At 53.7% G+C, this 23,672-nt stretch carries 21 protein-coding genes; 2 read left to right on the forward strand and 19 right to left on the reverse strand.

All coding sequences use genetic code 11. The features are described 5' to 3' along the window. Window positions 1-46 precede the first annotated feature (46 nt). The 8 genes from DCC85_RS21060 to DCC85_RS23680 all read right to left on the reverse strand — a co-directional run bounded on the left by DCC85_RS21060 (window position 47) and on the right by DCC85_RS23680 (window position 9,202). The gene (locus DCC85_RS21060) at window positions 47-1,432 is read right to left on the reverse strand and encodes a polysaccharide deacetylase family protein (protein WP_108467324.1); all 1,386 of its coding nucleotides are present in this window, start codon (window positions 1,430-1,432) and stop codon (window positions 47-49) included. 5 nt (window positions 1,433-1,437) lie between these two features. Next, window positions 1,438-2,760 carry a lipopolysaccharide biosynthesis protein gene (locus tag DCC85_RS21065; protein ID WP_108467325.1) on the reverse strand — a complete coding sequence of 441 codons (1,323 nt, stop codon included), beginning with the start codon at window positions 2,758-2,760 and terminating at the stop codon, window positions 1,438-1,440. Window positions 2,761-2,772: 12 nt separating this feature from the next. Continuing rightward, window positions 2,773-3,906, reverse strand: a complete 1,134-nt coding sequence (locus tag DCC85_RS21070) for a DegT/DnrJ/EryC1/StrS family aminotransferase (RefSeq protein WP_108467326.1) — start codon at window positions 3,904-3,906, stop codon at window positions 2,773-2,775. Further along, complete coding sequence (locus tag DCC85_RS21075) at window positions 3,896-4,495, reverse strand: acyltransferase (protein ID WP_108467327.1); 600 nt, start codon at window positions 4,493-4,495, stop codon at window positions 3,896-3,898. The genes DCC85_RS21070 and DCC85_RS21075 overlap by 11 nt, the downstream gene beginning before the upstream one ends. Window positions 4,496-4,513: 18 nt before the next feature. Next, on the reverse strand, window positions 4,514-5,860 hold the full coding sequence (locus DCC85_RS21080) for a nucleotide sugar dehydrogenase (RefSeq protein WP_108467328.1): 1,347 nt from the start codon (window positions 5,858-5,860) through the stop codon (window positions 4,514-4,516). Continuing rightward, a complete protein-coding gene (locus tag DCC85_RS21085; protein WP_108467329.1) occupies window positions 5,857-6,891 on the reverse strand; it encodes a Gfo/Idh/MocA family protein in 1,035 nt (344 codons plus the stop codon). Before DCC85_RS21085 ends, DCC85_RS21080 begins: the two co-directional genes overlap by 4 nt. Further along, window positions 6,888-7,574, reverse strand: coding sequence for a YveK family protein (locus DCC85_RS21090; RefSeq protein WP_108467330.1), 687 nt, complete (start codon window positions 7,572-7,574; stop codon window positions 6,888-6,890). Before DCC85_RS21090 ends, DCC85_RS21085 begins: the two co-directional genes overlap by 4 nt. Before the next feature lie 245 nt (window positions 7,575-7,819). Continuing rightward, window positions 7,820-9,202, reverse strand: a complete 1,383-nt coding sequence (locus tag DCC85_RS23680) for a glycosyl hydrolase family 28-related protein (protein WP_108467331.1) — start codon at window positions 9,200-9,202, stop codon at window positions 7,820-7,822. 172 nt (window positions 9,203-9,374) lie between these two features. On the opposite strand from DCC85_RS23680, the gene DCC85_RS21100 reads away from it, so the two are divergent. Then, on the forward strand, window positions 9,375-10,298 hold the full coding sequence (locus DCC85_RS21100) for a GNAT family N-acetyltransferase (RefSeq protein ID WP_108467332.1): 924 nt from the start codon (window positions 9,375-9,377) through the stop codon (window positions 10,296-10,298). 96 nt (window positions 10,299-10,394) lie between these two features. On the opposite strand, the gene DCC85_RS21105 is transcribed toward DCC85_RS21100, so the two are convergent. From DCC85_RS21105 to pcp, 6 genes are all read right to left on the reverse strand, one after another. Continuing rightward, window positions 10,395-11,066: an NAD(P)H-dependent oxidoreductase gene (locus DCC85_RS21105; protein WP_108467333.1), complete on the reverse strand. Its 672-nt coding sequence runs from the start codon at window positions 11,064-11,066 to the stop codon at window positions 10,395-10,397. Window positions 11,067-11,194: 128 nt separating this feature from the next. Continuing rightward, complete coding sequence (locus DCC85_RS21110) at window positions 11,195-12,340, reverse strand: response regulator (RefSeq protein WP_108467334.1); 1,146 nt, start codon at window positions 12,338-12,340, stop codon at window positions 11,195-11,197. A 15-nt stretch (window positions 12,341-12,355) separates the two neighbouring features. Then, window positions 12,356-12,751 carry a response regulator gene (locus DCC85_RS21115; RefSeq protein ID WP_159081938.1) on the reverse strand — a complete coding sequence of 132 codons (396 nt, stop codon included), beginning with the start codon at window positions 12,749-12,751 and terminating at the stop codon, window positions 12,356-12,358. A 153-nt stretch (window positions 12,752-12,904) separates the two neighbouring features. Continuing rightward, window positions 12,905-15,964 (reverse strand): ATP-binding protein, encoded by a 3,060-nt coding sequence (locus DCC85_RS21120; RefSeq protein ID WP_234414256.1) that lies wholly within the window; start codon window positions 15,962-15,964, stop codon window positions 12,905-12,907. Window positions 15,965-16,134: 170 nt separating this feature from the next. Continuing rightward, the gene (locus DCC85_RS21125; protein WP_108467337.1) at window positions 16,135-16,497 is read right to left on the reverse strand and encodes a FlxA-like family protein; all 363 of its coding nucleotides are present in this window, start codon (window positions 16,495-16,497) and stop codon (window positions 16,135-16,137) included. Between the two features lie 111 nt (window positions 16,498-16,608). Next, window positions 16,609-17,241 (reverse strand): pyroglutamyl-peptidase I, encoded by a 633-nt coding sequence (gene pcp, locus DCC85_RS21130; RefSeq protein ID WP_108467338.1) that lies wholly within the window; start codon window positions 17,239-17,241, stop codon window positions 16,609-16,611. 442 nt (window positions 17,242-17,683) lie between these two features. On the opposite strand from pcp, the gene DCC85_RS21135 reads away from it, so the two are divergent. Beyond that, entirely contained in the window at window positions 17,684-18,838 is a 1,155-nt protein-coding gene (locus tag DCC85_RS21135; protein ID WP_108467339.1) for an aminotransferase A, read from the forward strand. 69 nt (window positions 18,839-18,907) lie between these two features. Here DCC85_RS21135 and DCC85_RS21140 read toward each other — a convergent pair whose 3' ends face one another. The 5 genes from DCC85_RS21140 to DCC85_RS21160 form a co-directional block, all read right to left on the reverse strand. After that, window positions 18,908-20,044, reverse strand: coding sequence for an N-acetyldiaminopimelate deacetylase (locus DCC85_RS21140; RefSeq protein WP_108467340.1), 1,137 nt, complete (start codon window positions 20,042-20,044; stop codon window positions 18,908-18,910). Between the two features lie 128 nt (window positions 20,045-20,172). Then, complete coding sequence (dapD, locus tag DCC85_RS21145; protein WP_108467341.1) at window positions 20,173-20,886, reverse strand: 2,3,4,5-tetrahydropyridine-2,6-dicarboxylate N-acetyltransferase; 714 nt, start codon at window positions 20,884-20,886, stop codon at window positions 20,173-20,175. Window positions 20,887-21,000: 114 nt separating this feature from the next. Beyond that, window positions 21,001-21,702, reverse strand: a complete 702-nt coding sequence (locus DCC85_RS21150) for a glycosyltransferase (protein WP_159081939.1) — start codon at window positions 21,700-21,702, stop codon at window positions 21,001-21,003. A 123-nt stretch (window positions 21,703-21,825) separates the two neighbouring features. After that, entirely contained in the window at window positions 21,826-22,476 is a 651-nt protein-coding gene (locus DCC85_RS21155) for a response regulator (RefSeq protein ID WP_108467343.1), read from the reverse strand. Then, the gene (locus tag DCC85_RS21160; protein WP_159081940.1) at window positions 22,473-23,669 is read right to left on the reverse strand and encodes a sensor histidine kinase; all 1,197 of its coding nucleotides are present in this window, start codon (window positions 23,667-23,669) and stop codon (window positions 22,473-22,475) included. Before DCC85_RS21160 ends, DCC85_RS21155 begins: the two co-directional genes overlap by 4 nt. Window positions 23,670-23,672: the final 3 nt, after the last annotated feature.

The raw sequence follows: 23,672 nt of genomic DNA on the forward strand, positions 1-23,672 counted from the left end.
TAAGCCCCTCCTCTCCACTTCAATTACATAAACGTGCTGCCTCTAGCTAACGAAGCTGAAGAATATCCATATACAGCTTCCGGTCAGCTGTCGCTGTGAGCTGACTGTTATGCCACAGTAAGGTGAAATCCCCGTTGTACCTCATACAGCTGTCATAGCAGCGGCGGATTTCCGATAGAGCCTCCTCCCCCTGAAGCCCCATGTAAGACGGGTGGATCACCGATTGATCCATGACCAGGAGCGGGCGTTCTCTCAAGCGAAGGGCCCTTCGGTTAAGAAGATGGAATACCGGGTATTCGTAGCAGGCGCCTGCTCTAAAGCCGATCTGCTCCGGGTATCCCAGGCTGCTGTCATAGGTGAGTCCGGCATCCTCCCACTGCTGCCACGTATCCGGCCCATTCCAGCGCAGATAGTGCTGGCGCCCGCCGTAAGATGGCTGCTTGATCCCCACAGACTCCGCAGCCGCCAGCAACCGGTTGAACTGCTCGCGGATCATCCCCTCCTGGCGGCTGCTGTCATAGGAGGGGTGCAGGCCTATTTCATGGCCCCGCGCAGCAATGCTCTGTAGAAGCCTTATCAGCCGGGGATTCTTCAGCGTATAATTGCCATCCCAGCGCGGGTCGGTCTGATCGGTCATGAAGTAGAAGGAGCTCTTTAGGCCTTGGCGTTCGCTCTGCTCCATCAGCCAGTCGTATGTATCGAACGGGTCATGGGCCCGTGTCCACAGCCCTGGAGGCAGCATCGTAAGCTTCAGCAGACCCGAGCGCAGATCCTTGCGCCGGAGAATATCCCCTAGCGCTTCACGCGCTGCGTCCCGGCGCCTTCGGCCCGTTCTGTAGTAGGCAAAATCAACATCATGGCTCACCATCCGGCGCGCCTTCCGCGGCGGACGCTGCAGACCAGGCCATAGAGCCGACATCCGCAACCACAACAGCTCCGCATATTCGTTCACAAGCGGGCGATTCAGGAATCCCTCCTTCGCCGCCAGCGATGCCGAGGCAGGAAAGCGTCCATGCCTGTCCCTAAGCGGCACGACCACCTCTTCGTACCGGGTCAGCAGAAAAAAGGCTCCCCCGAACACATCCACGCCGCAGTAGTCCTGATCTTGTGCTTTGGAGAAGTAGCTCCCATCAGCAGACGGCTCCCCGTATAGGACAGGCAAGGACGGCAGCAAACCGTGTCCCGGATCAATGCGGTCCAACGGGCAAGAGGGCAGAGAAGATGCCCCCAGCCAGCTTGAGTCTGGCATCCGCAGCAGAACATCCGCCACCCGCAGCCTGCTTGCTTCTCCCCCCTCGTCAAGCTCAATCTCTACGTCCGGATATTCCCCGAATTCAACGCGGCAGGAAAGCCCTAAAAATTCTTCAAGCATAACCCGGTAAATATATTCCCGTTCCGGGATGCGGACAGCGGGCGAATAGACAACAAGCATCCCGCTTACCCCCTTTCCGCCGTAGAAGCCGGCAGCTCGGCAGACTCCGTCTGGCGGTATTTGCGGACAGACCACCAGGACAGTCCCAAATGCAGCACATAGCCCAATGTGGAAGCTGCACTGTAGAGCCAGAGCGCAGTTTCCGCAGACTGATGCGTATAACAGGCGGCTAGAAGCGCACCCAGCACTAGAATCGTCCGCACAATCTCCCGGTACAGGTGCAGATCCTGCCGTTCCATGACATCAATGGTGGTGCCGACCGAATTGGCGACGAACTGGCTCAGATACATCAGCGACAGAATCCGAATGAATTCACCGGACTCCCGCCATTCATTTCCGAATAGATAAGAGAAGGCATAGGGGGCGACAAATACAAACAGCAGAACCATAGCCAGGCCCATGATGAACATATGCAGCACGGTCTTTCGAAAGAGCGGGTACAGCTTCCCCGGGTCCTTCACCATATACTCGGAGGAATCGGCCAGATAAACGCTTTTTACCGACGACATAATCAGCGTCATAGGCGAACCCAAAATCCGCTGCCCGAGCGCGAACCAACCCGCCACCTGCGGTCCGTAGAAGGAGGCGAACAGAACGGTCGGCAGATATAAACCGAGGCCGTTCAGCATGTTCGAAGCCGTAGACAGCAGGGGGAACCTGCGGTAGCGGTAGGCGGTCTCCTTGAGATCCGCCCATCCAGGCTTCTCCTCATGGCGCCGGGCATCCCTGCGCCACAGCCTCCACTGCGGAATCAGACCGCCGAACCTTCCCGCGATGTCGCCCAAGATCAAGCCCAGCGGCCCCCAGTGCATAAGGCTAAGCCCCATCTGGGCGGAAACCTGGCTCAGGCTTTGCGTATATTTGGTGCGGGACAGCTGTTTGAAGTATTTTTTACGGATGGACCAGTAATTCAGAATTTGATAGAAGCCCGCTCCGAACAGGCTGATAATGAAGAAAAAATAGTAATGGGGCAGATAGGACTCATGAAGCCAGGATCCGAGCGGCTCTCTTAGGATATAAATTCCGATGCCGCTGGCCAGGCTGACGCCCACACATATGCTGAGGGATAAACGGATGACGCTGAAGGCCGTCTTGTCATCTTCAGGAAGAGTGATGGCATTCTCATAGGAGAAGGAGACCAGCATCAGCAGAATGCCGATGATGGACAGGTACATGGAGTAGGTGCCATATTCGGTAGGACTGTACAGCCGTGTAATGACCGGCAGCGTAACCAGGATAATCAGCTGGCTTGCCAGCGTCCCGCCTGCCAGAACAAAGACACTGCGCAGAAATTTATCAAGAGCAAGCTTCTTCAAATATGCAAGCATGAGCCCTCCACCTCAGATTTGCAGCGCGTGTTGAACCTGACCTGCAACATAGGCTTGGACGGCCTCCTCCATATGCGGCCAGATCGGGATCGACAGCACCTCCTGTGACAGCTGCTCCGCCACGGGAAGATGCAGCTGCAGATGGCGGTAGACCGGAAGCTGGTGCACAGGCAGCGGATAATAGATCATACTGCCGATCCCTGCCTCGTCCAGACGCGCCTTCAGCTCATCGCGTTTGCCTCCCTGGACCCGCAGGGTGAATTGATGGTAGACATGCTCCGCCTCTTCCCGGACACTCGGGAGAAGGACCCCCTCCACATCCTGTAGAAGCTCCCGGTAGAGACCGGCCGCCTCTCGCCGGGCTTGGTTCCACTCGTCGAGGTAAGGCAGCTTGATGCGCAGAATCGCGGCCTGCAGCTCATCCAGCCGAGAATTGTAGCCAAGGCTCTCATTCATATATTTCTTCTTGGAGCCGTGGGTTCGCAGCATGGCGGCCCGCTCCGCAAGTTCCTCCTGATCCGTAACGAGCAGGCCTCCGTCTCCGAATGCCCCTAAATTTTTGGATGGAAAAAAGGAAAAGCATCCCGCATCTCCAAAGGAGCCGGCCATGCGGCCCTGCCATCTGGCGCCGAAAGCCTGGGCCGCATCCTCAATGAGCCGGAGCCCATGCTCCTCTGCCAGATCCGTCAGGCGGTTCATATCCGCCGGTTGGCCGAACAGGTGCACGGGCAGAATCGCTTTGGTCCGAGGAGTAATCGCCTCCTCCACCCGCTGCGGGTTCAGATTGAACGAATCCGGTTCCACGTCGACGAAGACGGGAACAGCTCCGACCTGACTGACCGCTTCTGCAGTAGCAAAGAAGGTGAAGGGAGACGTAATCACCTCATCCCCCGGCCCAATGCCGGACGCCAAGAGGGCGATGACCAGCGCGTCGGTCCCCGAATTCATGCTGACAGCATAGCGCACACCGAGATAATCGGCGGCCTCCTGTTCAAATGCCTTCACATTAGGCCCCATAATAAAGGTTCCGCGATCCAGCACCTCTTCGATGGCCGCCATCAGCTGCGGCTTCAGCCGCTGCGTTTCAGCGGTCAGGTCAAGCGCCGGAATTCGTCCCGGATAAGAGCTCAGTACACTAGGTTCCATGGTTACCCTCGCCTTCTTGAATTTTGCTTACCTGGTCATGCTCCATTTGATAGGCCCTTGCGCAGTCCCCGCAGACGGCCTGATGCTGAACAAAAGCTAGTGTGCTGCCGCATTCGCAGACCCAGCCTGTTCGCTTGGCGGGAACGCCCGCATAGAGGGCATAGGGCGGAACATCCCTCGTAACGACAGCCCCCGCAGCAACTAGCGCCCATTCTCCAATCGTGATTCCGCAGACAATCGTGGCGTTAGCTCCGATAGAGGCTCCCCGCTTGACCCGTGTCTGCAGGTAGTCAGATGGCGTATTGCGCGGGAAGGCCGACCTTGGTGTTGCCACATTGGTGAACACCATGCTCGGACCGCAGAAGACGTAGTCCTCCAGCTCCACGCCTTCATAGACGGACACGTTGTTCTGAATTTTGACGCCGCGGCCAATCTGAACTCTTGATGCGATATAGACGTTCTGCCCGAGCGTACAATTCTGACCGATCACAGCCTCCGGCGAAATATGTGAGTAGTGCCAGATACGGGTACCCTCGCCGATCTCGGCTCCCTGATCGATGATAGCTGTTGGATGTGCGAAATAGTTCATAGGCTTCTAAGCTCCTTGTTATAACAAATAGTAAGCCTCCGGCTTCAGACCTTTCCGGCTGCGCAGCGCGCCGCGGGTATCGAAGAGAATCCGGCTTTCCTTAGCAATCAGCTCATAATCAAAACCGGAATGATCGGTTGTGATGACAGCAATATCTGCGGATGCAAGCAGCTGGGGTGTCATTTCCTCGCAGGCATACTCCCGCTGGCGGTGCCGGATACTCCGGATATGCGTATCGCTGATGATCACCTTTGCACCTTTGCTTTCCAGCAGTTCTATCATTTTCAGTACCGGCGACTCCCGGTAATCATCAATGTCTTTCTTATAAGCAGCACCCAGCAGATAAACGGTGGAGCCGCTCACCGCCTTCCGGTGCTCGTTCAGAACGTCCCCGATCCGCTGAACGACAAACTCCGGCATGGCATTGTTGATCTCTCCTGCCAGCTCGATCAGCCGCGTATGATAGTTATACTCTTTGGCCTTCCAAGTAAGGTAGAACGGGTCCACCGGAATACAGTGTCCGCCAAGGCCCGGTCCCGGATAGAAGGCCATGAAGCCATAAGGCTTCGTGCCTGCTGCCTCAATGACCTCCCAGACGTCAATATTCATCCGGCTGCACAGCAGCGCCATCTCATTGGCAAGGGCAATATTGATGTGGCGGAAGGTGTTCTCATAGATCTTCTCCATCTCAGCCACTGCCGGACTTGAAACCACCTTCACTTCCCCCTCCAGCACCTGCCGGTATAAGGCTGCGGCAATCTGAGAGCATGCAGGCGTTATACCTCCTACAACCTTAGGGGTGTTCTTCGTGTTGTAGGACTTGTTGCCTGGATCGACCCGCTCCGGGGAATAGGCCAGAAAGAAATCCCGGCCGCATACTAGACCTGTCGCTTCCAGAATGGGACGGATCAGCTCTTCGGTCGTTCCGGGGTAGGTCGTGCTCTCCAGCACGACCAGCATTCCCGGATGAAGCTCCTTGGCAATCTCCCGGACCGAATTCTCCACATAGCTCGTATCCGGCTGCCGGTAAAGATCCAGCGGGGTAGGGACGCAGATCGCCACCGCATCCACTTCCCGCAGGAACGCATAATCGGCGGTGGCCCGCAGCCTCCCGCTCTCTACCATCAGGCGAAGATCCTCATCGACGACATCTCCGATGTAGTTATAGCCGGCGTTCACCATATCAATCTTCCCGGCCTGCACATCGAATCCAATCACATGGTAGCCGGCCTTGGCTTTCTCTACCGAGAGTGGCAGCCCCACATAGCCAAGTCCGATCACCCCGATCACGGCGGTTCTGTCGTTCAGCCGCTGCAGCAGACTCTCCTGCAGCAGCGAGTCAGCTGTTTCCTTAGGCGTGTTCATCGTGTTCCTCCCATTTCCGCATATATACCGCGCTGTGCCTCGGCATCCGCAAGCAGATCCAGGACCAGCTTGATTGCACGCCGTCCATCCTCCAGCGTAATCGCAGGGGGGCGGTCTTCTGCGATAGCTTGAACCATATCGCGGATAAGTTCGGCATGGCCTCCCGCGCCCTGAGGATTGCTGTTGATCTCCTGCTTCAGAGCCTCCTGCTGCTCTGCGCTCATGGAATCGCATTCCCAATGAACAATTCGGTTCGCCACCGGGCCGCCAATCACGGCATACCCCCGCTCCCCGAACACGCTGATGGATTCCTCCAGGCTGTGATCATAGATCGTGGTGGCCGCTTCCAGCACCCCGAGGGCTCCCTGCTCGAAGCGCAGAGCCGCTACAGCCACATCCTCGGCTTCCATGCTTCTAAGCCGGGTAGCAGCCAGCCCCTTCACCTCAGTGACAGGGCCAAACAGCCACTGCAGCAGGTCGATGCTGTGGATGGCCTGATTCATCAGCACCCCGCCATCCATCAGCCGGGTGCCTCGCCAGGCCGCCTGATCATAATACTGCTGGCTGCGGTTCCACCGGATGGTGGCATTGACGTGACTAAGCCGTCCGAATACTCCCCTTTCCAGCGCCGTCTTAAGCGCCATCATCGCAGGACGGTAGCGGTTCGGATGCACTACCGCGGCCTTCACCCCTGCCCGGTGCACCGCCTCTGCCACCTCATCCGCTGCGTTAAGGGTCAAGGCGAGCGGCTTCTCGATCAGGAGGTGCTTCCCGGCCGCAGCCGCCGCAACCGCTAACCCGGCATGCAGGCCGCTTGGCGTACAGATACATACCGCCATAATTTCCGGCGCTTCTCTCAGCATATCCTCCATGCTCCTGAACCGTTTGACCGCAAGCCCCTGTCCGGCACGCTCCAATTGCCCGAGGTCCGGATCGCACAAGGCGGCAAGCCTTGCGCCAGGGACCTCTTGGATCGCCTGTATATGCTTGCTGGCAATATGGCCGCAGCCGACCACTGCGAATTCAATCATGCTTGTGTCACTCCTTCATGGTTAGGTCCTCTGCTCTCTGCAGGGCCGGGATATGCATCTTCACGAATTCCGCTCTCCACAGGACGCTTGCGCCTGCGACTCGCCCGCCGCTTCTCCAGCAGCAGCGAGATACATAGCGCCGCTCCAATTCCAATGAACAGCGACAGCGCCAGATTCAGCTTCTTCTTCGGACTGACCGGGACCGCAGTCTCCTCCGGATCAGCGTAGTCGAGCACGCGAATGTTCGCGTTATGTACAATCTCCTTGGACTTCAGAATAAACGCATCCGCAAAGGCGTTCGCAAGCCTCAGCGCCTGCTTGGGGTTGTCATCCACGGCCTGCAGAAGAATGACCAACGTGCCGGGATCTGTCCGCGCTTCAATCTTGGCAAGGAGCTGGAAGACCGATTCCTTCAGGTTCAGCCTCTGCTTTACCTCGTTGGCAATATAGCGGCTCTGAATGGCATCCTCGTACGTCTTGGTCAGCATCTGACTGGCCAAGAACTCATTGTAGGTGCCCGACTCGCTGTCTCCGGGAAGATTGGCCACCAAGCTGGCCTGAGCCCTGTACTGGGGCTGAATCAGCTGGTTTATTAAGAACCCCGCACCCACACATAATCCCAAGGTTATCAGGCAGGCCAAATAGTGGCGCCTGACTGCGGTGAACAACAGGCCTACATCCAAATGTACTCACCTCATCTTTTTTGAAGAACAAAAGCCGAGTCTGCACAGCCCACGCACTCTTGTCCGCTCGTTATATGTCATCGTATGAGCGGCTCGCTCCGCTTAGAAGCTTTTTTCTAAAATTTCAGTGACAGTCCAGCCGAGTTCTCTGATATGCCACAAAAAAAGGTTCTATACCGGACTTCTCTACCGGCATAGAACCTTACGGGAGCGCGTATATTTAGATTGCATAGAGGTGACAAGCCTTATTTAACCACAACATTGCAATTTGTAGGACCAAGCTGAACGCGGAAGTTTCTGGCGGAGATCCGGTTGCCCAGCACTTGTATATCCTGCTGAAAGTATCCAGGCAGATAAGTCGTAAGATCAATGCCTCCGCCCTGGCTCATCTGAATATCGTTGCTTTGAATCAGGCCGTCCTTGGCGTTCTGCCAGGTCCAAATACCGCGCTCTCCATGGCGGAGTGTGTTATTTGCTATCGTAAATTCTTCAATGTTGCCAAGCCGAATGGAGGTTGTTCCCTGAATGGAGCTGCGGGCTCCCATCACCACCGTATTGCCTTTGATGGATATGTCCCGCACAGTCTCACCGTCGCCGACCTCGATCGCCGCATAGAAGCTGCCCTTTCCTTCAATGATGTTATTCATCACGGAATTGCTGCTTCCATATACGCTGATGGCCGCATACATATCCGGTGCCAGCTTGCCCTTCTGTGTTCCTTGGAAATAGTTATCGTTCAAATAGGAGTTGATAATCCGGTTACCTTCGACCTCGATCCCTTCCGCATAGATCTTAATCGCTCGCTTGGCACAATGATCGAAGGTGTTGTTGATGATTCTAACCTCCATATCATGCCCATTGCCGCTATCCATGTGAGGGTCCTCTACATACAGGCCGTCCCCATCATCCGCGGGCCCAATATGGTGTATATGCGAATCGCGAATCTCTACGTCATGTGCCGGCAGCTCCCTCGATCCCCAGGTGGTGGTCACGTAAATGCCGCGGGCGACCATGCTTCCTTCGGAAAGATTACGGGCAACGACATTCTTCACTTCTATATCGGAAATCCGGATTGTCTGGGTATCTCCATAGACTACGATTCCGGCTATAACCCCCGAATAATAGTCGCTGTTCTTGTCCTTGCTTTGTGCTGCATTGGACACTACCAGACGGGTTAGGGTAATCCGGCTGCTTCCTCCGCCAATGACCAGCACGCGGTTCACCTGCTGATTACCATCGAGAGCCAGGTTCCGAATCTCGATATCATGGCCGGAGAGCCTCATCATCTCCCATCCGAAGGTGCGGGGCGATGCCTTAATTACGGATGCACTTCCCTCACCATAGAGCGTAGTACCGCTGCTAACACGGAGCGTTTTGCTCCCCTGAACCAGATAGGTTCCCTTCGGAAAATAAACAGATGCACCTCCAAGCTTGGCGGCGGCATCCAGAGCCTTCTGTATGGCTGCCGTATCATCCCACAGCCCATTACCGCGGGCCCCGTAATCCCTTACATTGATCAGATTGGCAGAGATGTGGACCTTGCCGCCGGAAGAATCCCGAGAACAGAGCGTGCTCACGGCCACCAGCAGCGTACCCAGCGTAACACCTTTGACGATGCGCTTTACCATGATTTATCCCTCCGATGTCATACATGATTCACAATCTATTAAAATAGGTAAATATGGTAAATTATGTATATATTATATCGTGGAAAATGTTCTTCTGGCAAACCCATTTTCATATCTATGGAATAAACAAGTATAAGATGATGGTATAGAAAGGAGATTTCCTCAATCAATCATGATGGATTCGGAATTCCTGCGGGCATGGGCTGAATTTAACCGTATCAAATGGAACTGCCGGGTATTGTCCGCCCGGTTCGAAGCCTCTTCCTCCGATGCGTATGCAGAAAGCATGTTCTTCTTAAACGATCAAGGCAAGCTGTATTTGCCGCCGCTCAACCCCTATCATCCTACCCTATTTAAGCCGACTCCAACCTCTAGAAATTACCGGATCGAACGGCAGTGGCATGAGGCTGCGGATGCGCTGTGCAGCGAGCTGCTTAAGGTCGGCGGCTATGCCAGCTTCTGTCTGCCGCCTGAATTTACAGATATTCGCCCTTTCCTCTGGAGGGGCTTTAAAGTGGATGTGAAGTATACGTATTACATAGATCTCCCCTGCACACCTGAAATGATCAGCCAGTCGGCACGCGGCAGGCTCAAAAAAGCCGTAAAAGCCGGCTACCGCGCAGCCCGAACCTACAATATGCAGGAGGTGCATGCCTGTCTTGCCGGAACCGAGCAGCGCAAGGGCTTCAGTCATCAGCTTCAGACAGCGGACTTGGAGCTGGCCCGAAGCCTGCTTGGCGACGACACGTTCCGCTGCTATGCTTGTTATTCGCCCGAAGGCGAGGCTGTCAGTGCCAATATCTCGATCCTGCTCGGAGGATCCCGCGCGCTCGGCTGGATCGCCTCCAGCAAGAGCGAGCATCTATCCAGCGGGGCTGCCCAGCTCCTTCAGTATGCTGAGCTGGAGGACTTGCACCTGAGCGGCATCACCTCCTTTGACTTTGGCGGTGCGAACCTGGCTTCCGTCTCGGAAGCCAAAGCTCAGTGGGGCGGCAGGCTGGTGCCCTATTATGTCATTAAGAACCCGGGGCTCAAGGAGGTGCTCCGCTCCGGGTGGGACTGGCTGCAGTTCAACAGCGGAAAGGGACAGAAGTGAAAGCTTTCTATAGCGGATGAAGCTTAAAAAGAAAGGGCCGGCCTAATCGATCAATTGCAAATGATCAAAGGCCAGCCCTTTTTTGCTTTTTGTTGTTTATAGAATCCACTTCACTACATCTTCTGTGGCTCTTCTTGTCTTAGGACGAGGCTCCTTGGCCCGATGTCCAAAGGCAACCATCACGCTAACGCCATAGTGCCCATCTTCGAGCAGACCTTCGCTTTCCAGCAGCTGGTTCAACTTGTCCTGATCGAATCCTTCTATTGGACAGGAGTCAATTCCGATCTGAGCCGCAGCAGTCATCATATTCGCCAGCACGATGTACGTTTGCTTGGAAGCCCAATCGAAGAGACTGCGCTCGCTCTCCAGCAGATGGAAGTCTGATTCCATAAAGGTCTTGTAACGCTCTTGGGTGATCTTCGCTACCAGCTCCTCCGGCATCTGTTTGACCTTGGTCATCTGATGATACAAATACTCGGAATCATAGCGTACATCCTTCCGGGCCAAGATGATCACAAAGTGGCTGGCTGTCGGCAGCTGCCCTTGCGCTCCCCAGGACACTTCCCGAATCTTCTCCCTGAGCTGCGGATTCTGAACGACGAGGAACTTCCATGGCTCAAGACCAATCGAGCTTGGTGAGAGACGTCCTGTCTCTAAAATGAAGTTGAAATCCTCGTCAGAGATTTTACGCTCCGGATCAAAAGACTTGGTAGCATGTCTAAAGCGAAAAGCCTCCAGAATTTCTTCTTTTTTATCTGAATGACTCATGGCACTCTCTCCTTTATACAGCTTGGTTAAAGAGACCTCCTAAGGTCATCTCCCTATCAAGGATACTCTTTTTGCGGGATGTAATTCAAGCAGCGGCAAGCTTCCCTTTAGTCCCCAGCCCAAAGCCTTCAGTTCACCATATACCGAAGATAGCACTCCCTTATATACGGGCCTGGCTCAACCCCCAGTTCCTCACGGATCAGGCGGGTATAGCTGTCATAATAATGCTCCATCCCTGCAAAATCTTTGAGCCCGGCTAGAGTCTCCAGCATAAGCTGGCATATTTCCTCCGAATAAGGCTCTCTCTCGCCCAGCTCCTTCAGCCTGTCCAGAATCGCCCGGTAATCCGGCAGCTCCTGGCGAAGCTCATACTGCGACAGCCGCAGGATCAGGCTAAAGTAACGCCCATAGAGCCTCCGCTGGGCTGCTTGCGCCCAAGCATAGTCCTGCTCCTCATAATAGTCTCCACGGTATAGAGCAGCGACCTGCTTAGCTCCCCCATAATTGTCTTGATTCAGTCTAGCCCTCAAATTCGTCTGCGTCTCAAAACACTCCGCATCGGTCTTAATGCCTGGACGCAGCAGCCGGTACCGGTCCAGACTATATTCGAGGGCCATGGCTGGACCCGCATCTTTCAGCATCTTCCGAATCTGATACACCGAAGTATGCAGATGCGTTAACGCCTTGTCCACGGTGAGCCGGGGCCAAAGCTCCTCCAGCAGCACCTCCTTGTGCACCCAAGCTTCTTGATGGTGCAGCAGGTAAGCAAACAGTTCCCGGGACTTCAGCGTTCTCCACTTCAAAGTGCGTATTGGAGCCGCAGCGGTTCCAGTTCCCACCTCGACCTCAAGCCGCTTGAAGCATCTGATCCGGGGAGGGTCAGTCTGTTGTTCCTTCGAGGGCTGCGGCCTACTCTTCCGAGAGGCAAGCATCCGATCAATGGATTTGCCCAGCCGTGCCGGACTGATCGGCTTCAGCAAATAATCCAGCGCCTCCAGTTCAAAGGCTTCTACCGCATACTCTGCATAAGCCGTAGCAAAGACAATCTCAATCCCTTTATTCTTCTGCTGAATATACTCAGCCGCTTCCAGACCGTTCATTTCAGGCATGCCAATGTCTAAGAATACCACGTCAGCCTGTTCAAGCTCCGAAGCTGCCAAGGCGGCGCCAGCAGAAGTATAACGTGCCAAACAATCTATACGTCCGTCGGCCTTCAGCAGCCTTTCCAGATGAAGCAGGGCCGGATTCTCATCGTCTATCAATACTGCCTTCATTCCTTCATCTCCCCGTCATTCTGTGCAAAATGGATGTCCGCCCTTTCCTGGGGCTCTTCCGGAGAGACGGGACAACACCCGGTCCAGCCTCTTGCGGGTCGGCGGCTTCAGAATATAGTCAAAAGCCTTCTGTTCAAAAGCGGATAATGCGTGTACCCGCTGTGACGTTATATAAACAACTTTTAGGTTATTGGCAATTTGCAAAGCTCGTTCTGCAGCCTCAACCCCGAGTGAACCCGGCAGCTGCGTATCTACAAAGAGCACTTGGGGCTGAAGGCGTCCGATCTGCTCCAGTGCCGCAGCCGCCTGAGAGGACGAGCCGACCACCTTAACCCGGCCGGACTGCTCAAGCAGCTGCTTCAGCTCCTCTCTAGCCAATCGGTCCGCATCAAGCAAATAAGCATGTATCAACCTTGTTCCCTCATTTCTGGGCGGAACACCAGCCCTGCCGCCTGTCGGCGATAGAGATAGTCCGCTCTTGCAGTACAACCTGCGGTAGATTGAACCGCAAGTTTACGCCCAGTATAAGTGCTCTTCCTGAACCAATTCTGAACAGGCTGACTGCTAGATCGACTTTGGAATGTCAAAGCTGACCTCGGTTCCATGACCAGGGTGGCTTGTGATCTCAAGCCCCTTGCCGTACAGCGACATCAGCCTGCGGTGAATGTTAAGCAGGCCTACTCCGCCTAGGCCGCGGCCAGAAAGCACCCGCTGCACCTGTTCCTGCGTCATGCCCACACCGTTATCGCTTACCCGCACTTCTATAGATGCTGCTTTCTCGCGAATAGCTACTTTTACTTTGCCGCCCTCAGCCCGCTGCATAATGCCGTGGCGAATCGCATTTTCTACGATAGGCTGAATGGAGAGCGGGGGCAGCCAGTTGCGGATGCTCTCATCAGTCTCGAACTCCACATCAACCCGCTCCTCAAATCTCGCTTTCTCCAGCACGACATAGGAATGGACCAGCTCCAGCTCCTTCTGGAGCGGCACCATCTGGTCCCTATTCTGAAAGTCAAAGCTGCCGCGCAAATATTGGCTGAGCTCTATCAGCAGGTCTGTTGCCAGATCCGGATTAACCGGACAGGTAGCGATAATGACATTCAGCGCATTATACAAAAAGTGAGGCTTGATCTGCGCCTGCAAAAAAGCCATTTCAGTACGAATCTCCGCCTGTACCGAGCGCCTCATCTCAATCAGCGTCCGCACCCTAGCCCGCAGCTCGCTGGCTGCTACAGGCTTGCTGAGGAAGTCGTTGATGCCTGCCCGGAAGGCATTCTCTATGTCCTCTGGCAGGTTCCGTGCCGTGAGCATCAGCACCGGAAGCTCGGACAGCGTATAACGCTCACGGAGCTTGCGGCACAGCTCAATCCCGGACATGCCAGGCATCATCCAGTCCGCAATTACAAGGCTGAACTGCAGCTGAAGCGCCAGCTCGTCCAGTGCCTCCTGTCCGCCAGGAACGGCCACTATAGAATAGCCTTCTGTCGATAGCAGATTGATCAGCACCTGCCGGTTGATCGGATCGTCATCTACGACCAGAATAGCGTCCCTGCCACTGTCAGACTGTTCTCCGGCACTGACCTCCCGCGCCGCTGTCCAGGCGCTTCCTGTCTCGGAATTCTGACTTCTGGTTCCATGAACCACCTGTCTGGCCTGTGCAGGAATCTGCTCAAGCTGTGCAGCAGGCAGTGTAAAGTGGAGAACGGCTCCATGAACGGAGGCTTCGATCCACAGATTTCCTCCGCTAAGCTCAATCAGCTGTTTGGCCGTAACTAGGCCGAGCCAGCCGCTGCTGTCCAGACGGGAATCGAAGCCACCTGCTTCCACTAGGTTACGAAGCAGTTCACTCAGCTGATCAGCCGCCCCAGGCCCACTGCTGTCTGCAATCGACACCGTTACTACAGATTTACCCGGCTTCGCCCAGATCCTCACTTCTCCTTCCGCCGTCTCCTTGACGGCATGAGCTAGAAGATTGTAGATGATTTGCCGCAGCCTGTCCTCATCGGCTTCCACATAGAGCAGCTCTTCGGGCCACTGCTGGATCAGCTGGATATTCTTACGTCCGATCAGGTAGAGGATCAGTTCCACGACCGAACGGGCCGCCCCGGCCAGCTCTACGGTCTGGCGGCGCAGCACAACCTCGCCGCTCTTCAGCTTCGCGAAATCGAGAATATCATTAACCAAGAGCGTAAGACGCTGGCCTGTAGACATAATCATAGACAGATTGGAGGCCTGCTTCGGGCTAAGCTCCCCGGCGGCCCCGTCCAGCATAGACTGTGCGATGTTGATCATGCCGTGCAGCGGCGTGCGCAGCTCATGGGAGGTATTCGCCATAAATTCATCCTTCAGGCCATCCAGTGTCAGGAGCCTCTTCGACAAACTCTCCACTTCGTGAAAGGACCGGGCGAACCTGCGGGCAAGCATCAGCGCCTGGGCTGCCACGAAGAAGATCATCTCATAGAGAGCCAGGAACTGAATATCCAGAATCCCAAACACGGACATCAGATTCAGAAAGATGACCATAATGACGCTGATGGCACTAATCAGCATGAAGTCTACATCTTCTGGCCACTTAACGATCCATTTTCCCATAATAAAGACAATGTAACCTATAATAGCAAACGCACTAAACATCATCACCGGCTCCAGCCGGGAGAACTCTGCGGGGGACAGCAATGTTCCCATCAGAAGCTGAAGCAAGGTCAAGACAGCGGCAAGCTTAGCCGCCCATTTGTGCATCACGCCCGGAACAAGCGCATCAATGTATCTCATTAAGTAGAAGTACACCAGGGCCGATGAGATCAGCTGAACCCGCATCACCAGTTCGTAAGGAAGACCTGGGAGAAGGCTTCCGATCATCTTCTCGCCGTGAGTCAGCACAAAAACCGCTGCACAAAAACAGAACATCCCCAAGTACAGCAGGGCTCGCTCCTGCCTGCGCAGCCGGAAGAGGAACAGAAAGAAAACTGCCGGAATTAGGAACCCGGCAAGCGTTCCTATATCGCGCATCCAGGCCAGCTCCTGGCTCTTTCGGATCGAGTCTTCATTGCCGAATTGAATGGAATTAACAATTCCTCCAGAGGAATAGCTGTAATTGGATACTTGTACTATAAGCTCAACCTCAGGTCCAGAGATCCCCGTTACGCCCGCAAAGGGGATGTTACCAGACACCGTATCCTTAGGGGTTACTCCCGGTCTCCCGCTTGCTCCAAGCTCGCTCCCCCCTAGAAAGGCTCGGCTTGCCATACGAATATTGGTCACCCGAATACCATAATCGTCAGAAGTCCGAGCCCCTAAGCGAATATGAAGCCGATAAGTCGCATAGCCGTGAGCCTCTTGTGACATCAGTTCGTTCCATTTGCCCGGGACATGAATCCGCTCGGGCTTAGGGAGCAAGCCATCAGCACCAACGAAATCCATCGGGGTGAGCAGCTGATTCGGATATATCTCCCATTCCCCATCCAAAGGCACCGTTCCCTCCCGGTCAAAGTCCCAGCCCCTCAGGTCAATAATTCCGTTTTGGGCCTTCGGATGCTCTTCCTTCAAAATATAAAAAACCCCATATAAGGGCAGCACAATAACAACAAAGAAGCTTATCAACAATATGATCCAGCGCTTAACCACAACAGGGTCCATCCTTTTACCGTATATTCCAGGTTATCCTGTTCTTATTATGTCGGCTGGCTCAAGGCTTTCTGTTACAGAGGATAGCGAATACTCGAAAAAAAAGACAGGCGATCCGCCGGGAGGATTCCCTTTAGCGACCACCTGCTCAACAATCTACTGTACTCTTCTTAAATATGGATATCAATAGAGCCTGCTGCTGCAGCCATATTCACCCCAAGCTGAGACTTCACAAGGCTAGTCTGTGAACTTGCTTCAGCCTCCTGCCCACTGCCGCCATCCGCAGCCGCTTGCTTGCTCCGGGCAATCTGCAGCTCGATCTGCTGAATTTGCTGCTGAAGCTGCTGCACCTTCTGCGCTTTGGTCTTCTCATCCTCCTGGCTGGCCGTCTCTTTGGCCAGCTCCGCCTCAAGCTTGGCCTTCTGCCGCTCCAGCTCAGCCGAGCTTGTGGTGCTGGAAAGGCCTGCACGCTTCGTGGCGGATGATGAATAACTGGCGCTGGAACTGCTGCCAGCAATGGACGAAATGTTCATAACGATCTTCCCTTCAGGATTATGTAACTTAGGATACACCTATCCTACAACGCCAACCTGAAAGTACACTGAGCGCCACCTGAAAATTTCGCTAATCCCTAAAAGCTCCCTTTAGCCTCGCTTATTCAGAACATCCAACGTGGTCTGCACCATGATCCGCAGCCCCTTTAGGAGTATGCTTTGCGGCAGGCTCGGCACGGACGGGCTCTGGATGGCCATCTCCGAGGATGCCGGGAAGTGCACAAAACCGGCAAGCGTAGGCAGCTTCCGGGTACCGATATAGTCAAGAACACGGTACATCGTATTATTGCAGATAAAAGTCCCGGCCGTATTGGACAGGGTGGCAGGAATGTCCTGCTCTATGAGCCTTGTTACCATGTCGCGAATCGGCAGTGTTGCGAACAGCCCGTCCGGCCCGCCTTCACGGATCGGCAGATCAACGGGTCTGCCGCCACTGTTGTCCGCATAAGAGCTCGCTGGGATGTCCTTCACATTAATGGCGATCCGCTCAGGAGTAATCGCGGTTCGGCCCTTGGCCAAACCGCAACAGATGACGGCATCCGGGCGAACCTCCTCCATGACCTGGATCAGCTTGTCCGCACATTCATCAAAGGTTACGGGCAGCAGGACGGTATGAACCTCCCCTCCCGCAAAGGATTCCTCCGCAAGTGCGGCAACCAGCTGCTCCGTCGGATTAACCGGATCTCCGCCAAAGGGTTCAAAGCCAGAAACTAGTATCTTCATAGATGATTCGTCACTCCTTCAATCGTATTCTGTCCCCCAAGTATACAACACTAGGCTAACGATCAAGCAGCATTAAGCCAATATTCAGTTAGGCCAGCTATTAATGGGGCATATGATCTGGCCTGATGGCCTTCATCGAGTTCCGCGGGTCGGCGGCTCCTGTGGACGGCGCTGGGATTCAGCCTGACCATTTCCAGCGATTCGTTCAACATTTTTTATCATCAGACTGCGGGCAGAACTTCCTACAGTATCCCCCTATTCCTTACATCCTTGCTGAATGTGCTGCTCTGTATCTATCTAATTGTGGTTTTGCGGGGCCTGAGCACACATAGAAAAGCACTTCAGGCAAGCGAAGCTCAACCCGAGGCTTAAGCTTTATGATCAAAGCGCAGTGGTGTACACTGTTCTAAACAGAACCTAGATGAAGGCAGGTACAGACGCGATGGAACATCTGATTAACACCCAGGTTAAAAATATTCAAATCAGCGGAATCCGCAAAATTGCCAACCAGGTCGCGAACTATCCGAATGCCGTCTCTCTGACGATCGGACAGCCGGATTTCCCGACCCCAACCCACATTCTGGAGGCCGCTCACCGCGCTATTGATGCAGGCCGGACCGTCTATACGCCCAACGCGGGTCTTCCTGAGCTGCGTAAGGCCGCAGCAGCGTTCATCTCCCGCAAGTATGGGCTGCATTATAACGGACTGGATGAGGTTATCATCACGAATGGAGCCAGCGAGGCGCTGGATATCACGCTAAGAACCATCCTGACTCCAGGCGACGAGGTCATTCTGCCAGGACCGATCTATCCTGGTTACGAGCCGCTGATTCGGCTGGCAGGTGCCAAGCCTGTGCTGGTCGATACGCGCTCCAGCGGCTTCAAGCTGACGGCCGAACTGATAGCGCCGCATTTGAACGAACGGACCAAGGCCGTCATCCTGGGCTATCCCTCCAATCCGACCGGCAGGGTCATGAATGCAGTAGAGCTTCAGGACGTCGCCAAGCTGCTGGCAGCGCGGGAGATCTTCGTCATTTCGGACGAAATCTACAGCGAGCTGATCTATGACGCGCCGCATGCATCCATTGCCAGCCAGAACGGCATGCGGGAGCGGACTATCATCATCAACGGATTGTCCAAATCCCATTCGATGACAGGCTGGCGCATCGGCTTCACGCTCGCTCCTGCGAGTCTTACCCAGCACATGGTGAAGGTGCATCAATATAATGTTACATGCGCCAGCTCCATCAGCCAGTATGCGGCTATCGAGGCGCTGACGGAAGGCTTTGACGATGCCCTGCCGATGAAGGAAGCTTACCGTAAGCGGCGCGACTATGTTCATGCCCGGCTTACCGCCATGGGCCTGCCATTGGAGAAGCCTGAAGGAGCGTTCTACATGTTCCCTTCGATCGAACGCTTCGGCATCCCTTCCATGGAGTTCGCCTTAAGGCTGCTGGATGAGGCCGGGGTCGCTGTAGTGCCAGGCGATGCCTTCTCCGTGTATGGAGAGGGCCATATCCGGATCTCCTATGCGTACAGCCAGGAAGTGTTGGAACAAGGGCTGGATCGTCTGGAAGGCTTCATTAACAAGCTATAACAACAAGGGGATGTCCTTTAAGATCACGCTGTGACTCTAAAGGCATCCCCTATTTATGTTCCGATATCTTTACTTTCCCATCTCTGATTTCCAGGTAAAGTAGTCTGTCATAACACGCACAGCCAGCTTCATGGCGTCTTCATTCGGAGCAAGCTTCGCATGGTGCAGTCCATAGGGCGTATCTACGCCAAGCCAGAACATGAAGCCCGGAATCCGCTCCAGGAAATAACCGAAGTCCTCTCCCGTCATCGCCTCTGTACACTCCACCAGGTTCACATCGCTGCGCTCGCGCAAGAATGACATCAGCTCGCCCGTCACTTCGGCTTCGTTATAAACCTGCCGGTAGTTGGCGCCGTAGTCGATCTCCGCCTTACAGTCAAATCCCATCTCAATGCCCTTCACGAGAGCCTCGATGCGCGATTTCACCTTGCGCATGGATTCGGCGGACAAAGTGCGGATAGTCCCTTCCAAGCGGGCTCGTTCGGCAATGATGTTTTGCTTTGTTCCGCCCTCCACTTTGCCGATGGTTACCACCGCCGAGTCCAGCGGGTCAACGTTGCGGGACACAATCGTCTGAAGCTGGCCGACCAGCTGGCAGCCGGCCACTACCATATCGTTCGCCTTATGCGGATAGGCTGCATGGCCGCCGGTGCCGATCAGATCGATGAACAGCTCTGAGGTGTTGGCGAACAGGATGCCCGGGCGCGTAGCGATCGTGCCGACCGGATACTCAGGCGCTACATGCAGCGCCGCGATCTGTTCCGGCATCCAGTCTGCCAGCTCCGCGCTCTCCAGCATCGGCTGGGCTCCGCCCGGACCCTCCTCTGCCGGCTGAAATAGCACGATGAGGTCATCCTGCATCGGCTGCCGGGCAAAGTGAGAGACGATGCCGAGGCCGATCGTCATATGCATATCATGGCCGCAGGCATGCATATACCCTTCATGCTGGGAGCGAAATTCATAGCCGGTCTCCTCTGTGATCGGAAGTCCGTCCATATCCGCCCGATAACCGAAGCGGCGCCGGGGCGCGGTGCCTTTGATTTTCACAAGTATGCCTGTACGCCAAGTTCGAACTTCCAGTCTCTCCTGCGGAAGCTTAGCGATGTAATCCAGAAGATAGCGCTGGGTCTTGAATTCCTGAAATCCCGGCTCAGGAATTTGATGCAGCTCGCGGCGGACGCGAATCAGCTCATTCGGTTCAATCATGCTCACTTCTCCTCAACCTTTCTGTGAATCGAATATATCCCTGCCGCTTCTTGGCAGATCAGCTTTAACAAAAAGACCCGGCTCTTAGGCTGCCGGGCCTTCTTCTGTAGCGCAAACCGCTTCTCCCCTTACAGGGAGCGCAGCTCCTGCAAAATCTCAGTCTTGGACTTGGTCTTGTCATCTACCTGCTTGATCACGCGCGCCGGCGTACCCGCCACCACGGAGAACGGAGGAACATCCTCGGTAACTACAGCGCCTGCAGCAACTACAGAGCCTTGTCCGATACGCACGCCTTCAAGCACAACCGCGTTTGCGCCTACCAGCACATCATCTTCCAGCACTACCGGCTGAGCAGAAGGCGGTTCAATGACGCCAGCCAGGACAGAGCCTGCGCCTACGTGGCACATTTTGCCGACCTTAACGCGGCCGCCGAGAACAGCACCCATGTCGATCATGGTGCCTTCACCGATTTCCACGCCGATATTGATGACAGCGCCCATCATGATCACAGCGTTATCACCGATTCCCACCATATCGCGAATGATAGCGCCCGGCTCAATGCGGGCATTGATATTTTTGGTGTCGAGCAGCGGCACAGCCGAATTGCGGCGGTCGTTCTCAACGACATAATCTTCAATTTTACTGCTGTTCGCATCCAGAACACTCTTGATTTCGGCCCAGTCGCCGAATACTACACCGCTTCCGCCGGAGATGAAGCTTTGGGAGCCTTCGCCGAAGGACACGGAGTCTAAGTCGCCTTTGACATATACTTTAACAGGCGTCTTCTTCTTGCTGGTTTTGATCAGGTTGATAACGTCTTCCGTATTCATTTCAATAGACATAAGGGTAACAGCTCCTTCACAGCCTTATTCATACGCCGGACCCTCGCGGACAGGCATAAACTACATCCTTTATAGCATAAAAGCAAGGTAGCCGCAATTCATAGCCCTGGATTACTAGCAGTTATCTCCTATAACTTTATACTTTGGAGCCCGCTTTTTTATACAGCGCATAAGCATAGCATCCCGGATCCCCGTGCAAAGATTGTGTATCCCTCTTCTTTGACTGGAACTTGCGCACGTCACTGAAACCTCGATAATCGAGAAGCCGCTCATCATAGCCATGGTGGGTAAGAAGCGATGCATGCCATTAAAATAAAAAAAGTGGTCTGCCACTTCGCGCTTAAATAATTTCATCGGACAATCCGTATCCCGAAGCCGATCCCCTGTAATCCAATTTCGAATGCGATTTCCAAGCTGCAGAGTTAATAGGCTTCTTAGACTGCTTTTGTAATATATGCGTCTTCCGTTCACAAAGTCCACCTTCGCCATGAAAGGCATGAACTTCAATAAATCCCTGGGCTCGATCTGATTATCGGTATCCATGAGCGAAATGAGCTCCGAAGTGGACTTATGGATTCCAACCTTAATCGCAGCTGTTTTCCCATAATTGCGGGCCAGATGAACCACCTTGACCTGAAGGTCATTCAGAGAAATCTCCTCTAGCACCCGCGCGCTCTGATCTTTACTTCCGTTATTTATAAATATGATTTCATAATTATCTATTTTATCTTGGAACGCCTCCGTCATACGGAGATAAAGGTCTAATATCTCATTTTCACCATTGAAAATGGGTACGATCACTGAAAGACGAGTCATTTGATAATCCCCTCCCATGCTGCTAGCATACTGCTAAACAAAATTAGCCGCATCGTCCAAAGGGGCGGAGTAGCCTGCCCTTTCGGGCAGTAAAAAGGACAGGCGAACTGTCGCATGTCCCGTCTACATATTCAGTATACGCTGTTCCATCGCTACAGCTACCGCTTGTGAACGACTATCCACCCCAAGCTTGTTATAAATGTTCGTCAAATGGGATTTGACGGTTCGTTCAGATATGCCTAAATCATGAGCGATTTCTTTGTTCCTAAACCCTTTCACAACACACTGTAAAATATATGTTTCTTTGTCACTCAGCAGATTTACCTCAGGGCTTGGCGAGCCCTGGGCCTGTCTCTCTCTGGCGCTCATTACCTTCTCCATGATGTCGGCTGAGAGCAGAGCTTCCCCTCTAACCGCTGATTCTATGTTCCTAAATAGGTTCTCCCGGCTTGTATCCTTGAGCAAATAACCTTTGGCGCCCAAGGCCAGCCCATTAATCATAAGCTCATCCTCGTTATAAGTCGTTAAAATGATGACAGGTATAGCGGAGCCTTCTCTCTTTAGAACCTTCATCGTTTCCAGACCGCTCATAACCGGCATATTCAGATCCATCAGAATGACGTCCGGCAGAACTTTGTCAATCATGGCCAAAGCCTCCTGACCATCCTTAGCTTCACCCACTACCTGAAACTGCTCCCCTGTCTCCAAAATCATCTTCAGACCCTCACGAACAACGAAGTGATCGTCTACAATTAATACTTTGATAACGCTCATGTCATTTCTCCCTCTACGAATGGCACATCCACCGTAATTGTTGTTCCCTCGGAGCTGCTGGTCACGCTCACCTCACCGCCAATGAGTCTAGCCCTTTCCTGAATGCCGAGCAGCCCATAGTGACCTACATCTTTGCCAATATCATCTATATTAAATCCAATTCCATCGTCGATCACTTGAATGAACAACCGTTCCTTCTCGTTAAACAGCCTTAGCCTCACCGCGTTGGCCTGTGCATGCCGTGCAATATTCGTCAGGCTCTCCTTAATGATATGCAAGCTATGTTCCATAATCAGCCTGGATGAACGCTTCGTGAGTTGAATGTCTGTAAAGACAGGAATCCCTGTGGAATCCTTGAAATGTTGAACCTCGTCCTGAATCGCTTCTTTGAAGTCGATCTCGGAAGACGACTTGAGCCGCAGATTATCGATAGCTTTCCTGGCATCCGCCAGTGTCCGACGAGCTTGCTGCATGGATAGCTTAATGATGCTCTGAGCCCTGTCCAGGTTGCCTTGGGTCATATGAGCATCTACAGCTTCCAATTGCATCGTTATTCCAGCGACTCCTTGCGCTAACGTATCATGCAAATCCCGGGCCATTCTCTGCCTTTCATTGGATAACGTCAGCTCCTCCACTTTTTTATGCGCCTCCTGCAAGTCATGAAGGAAGCTCTGTATTCTAAGGCGTTCCTGCACTTGCCGAAAAAACAGCACCGCATAGGCCATAACCACAATCAGCATTAATGTGAAAAATGGAAACAGCAGGTGAAGTTCCTCTCGCTCTCCCACAGTTAGAGCCGCATCAAAAAAGACAATAAGACTAGCGAGTGAGACAAACAATATTCTTTTAATCCGAAAGGAGATGCTCAAACTCTGTGCGATTAAAACAGGAAGCAAACCGATGAGCACAGGTTGATAAGCTTCTCTCATTAGAATAGCACATAAGTAAATGAGGATTTCCTGAACTAGAATATAGATCCAAAAGTACTTGCGGCTAATTCTAAAGGAATTCCAATGCAGCGCGCCATGAATGATGAATAGTCCCGTGAAAACAGCGCTTTGAAAAATCAATGGATCTATAAGGAACTGCATAATTACAGTCGCGATATATACAATGGAAACCCAAATTAAAACGGGAAGCCTGGAGGCAAGTAATTCATCAATATGTTCTGCTTTAAATCCCTTATCGTTCAACTT

This window comes from Paenibacillus sp. CAA11 (assembly GCF_003060825.1).
In the GTDB taxonomy this organism is placed as follows: Bacteria; Bacillota; Bacilli; order Paenibacillales; family Paenibacillaceae; genus Fontibacillus.

Bases quoted from the DNA above. Each gene is read 5' to 3' on its own strand.
- DCC85_RS21080 (WP_108467328.1), bottom strand. From the start codon at position 5,860: ATGAACACGCCTAAGGAAACAGCTGACTCGCTGCTGCAGGAGAGTCTG.
- DCC85_RS23680 (WP_108467331.1), bottom strand. From the start codon at position 9,202: ATGGTAAAGCGCATCGTCAAAGGTGTTACGCTGGGTACGCTGCTGGTG.
- DCC85_RS21060 (WP_108467324.1), bottom strand. From the start codon at position 1,432: ATGCTTGTTGTCTATTCGCCCGCTGTCCGCATCCCGGAACGGGAATAT.
- DCC85_RS21105 (WP_108467333.1), bottom strand. From the start codon at position 11,066: ATGAGTCATTCAGATAAAAAAGAAGAAATTCTGGAGGCTTTTCGCTTT.
- DCC85_RS21150 (WP_159081939.1), bottom strand. From the start codon at position 21,702: ATGACTCGTCTTTCAGTGATCGTACCCATTTTCAATGGTGAAAATGAG.
- DCC85_RS21110 (WP_108467334.1), bottom strand. From the start codon at position 12,340: ATGAAGGCAGTATTGATAGACGATGAGAATCCGGCCCTGCTTCATCTG.
- DCC85_RS21100 (WP_108467332.1), top strand. From the start codon at position 9,375: ATGATGGATTCGGAATTCCTGCGGGCATGGGCTGAATTTAACCGTATC.
- pcp (WP_108467338.1), bottom strand. From the start codon at position 17,241: ATGAAGATACTAGTTTCTGGCTTTGAACCCTTTGGCGGAGATCCGGTT.
- DCC85_RS21070 (WP_108467326.1), bottom strand. From the start codon at position 3,906: ATGGAACCTAGTGTACTGAGCTCTTATCCGGGACGAATTCCGGCGCTT.
- DCC85_RS21155 (WP_108467343.1), bottom strand. From the start codon at position 22,476: ATGAGCGTTATCAAAGTATTAATTGTAGACGATCACTTCGTTGTTCGT.
- dapD (WP_108467341.1), bottom strand. From the start codon at position 20,886: ATGTCTATTGAAATGAATACGGAAGACGTTATCAACCTGATCAAAACC.
- DCC85_RS21075 (WP_108467327.1), bottom strand. From the start codon at position 4,495: ATGAACTATTTCGCACATCCAACAGCTATCATCGATCAGGGAGCCGAG.
- DCC85_RS21135 (WP_108467339.1), top strand. From the start codon at position 17,684: ATGGAACATCTGATTAACACCCAGGTTAAAAATATTCAAATCAGCGGA.
- DCC85_RS21140 (WP_108467340.1), bottom strand. From the start codon at position 20,044: ATGATTGAACCGAATGAGCTGATTCGCGTCCGCCGCGAGCTGCATCAA.
- DCC85_RS21065 (WP_108467325.1), bottom strand. From the start codon at position 2,760: ATGCTTGCATATTTGAAGAAGCTTGCTCTTGATAAATTTCTGCGCAGT.
- DCC85_RS21125 (WP_108467337.1), bottom strand. From the start codon at position 16,497: ATGAACATTTCGTCCATTGCTGGCAGCAGTTCCAGCGCCAGTTATTCA.
- DCC85_RS21085 (WP_108467329.1), bottom strand. From the start codon at position 6,891: ATGATTGAATTCGCAGTGGTCGGCTGCGGCCATATTGCCAGCAAGCAT.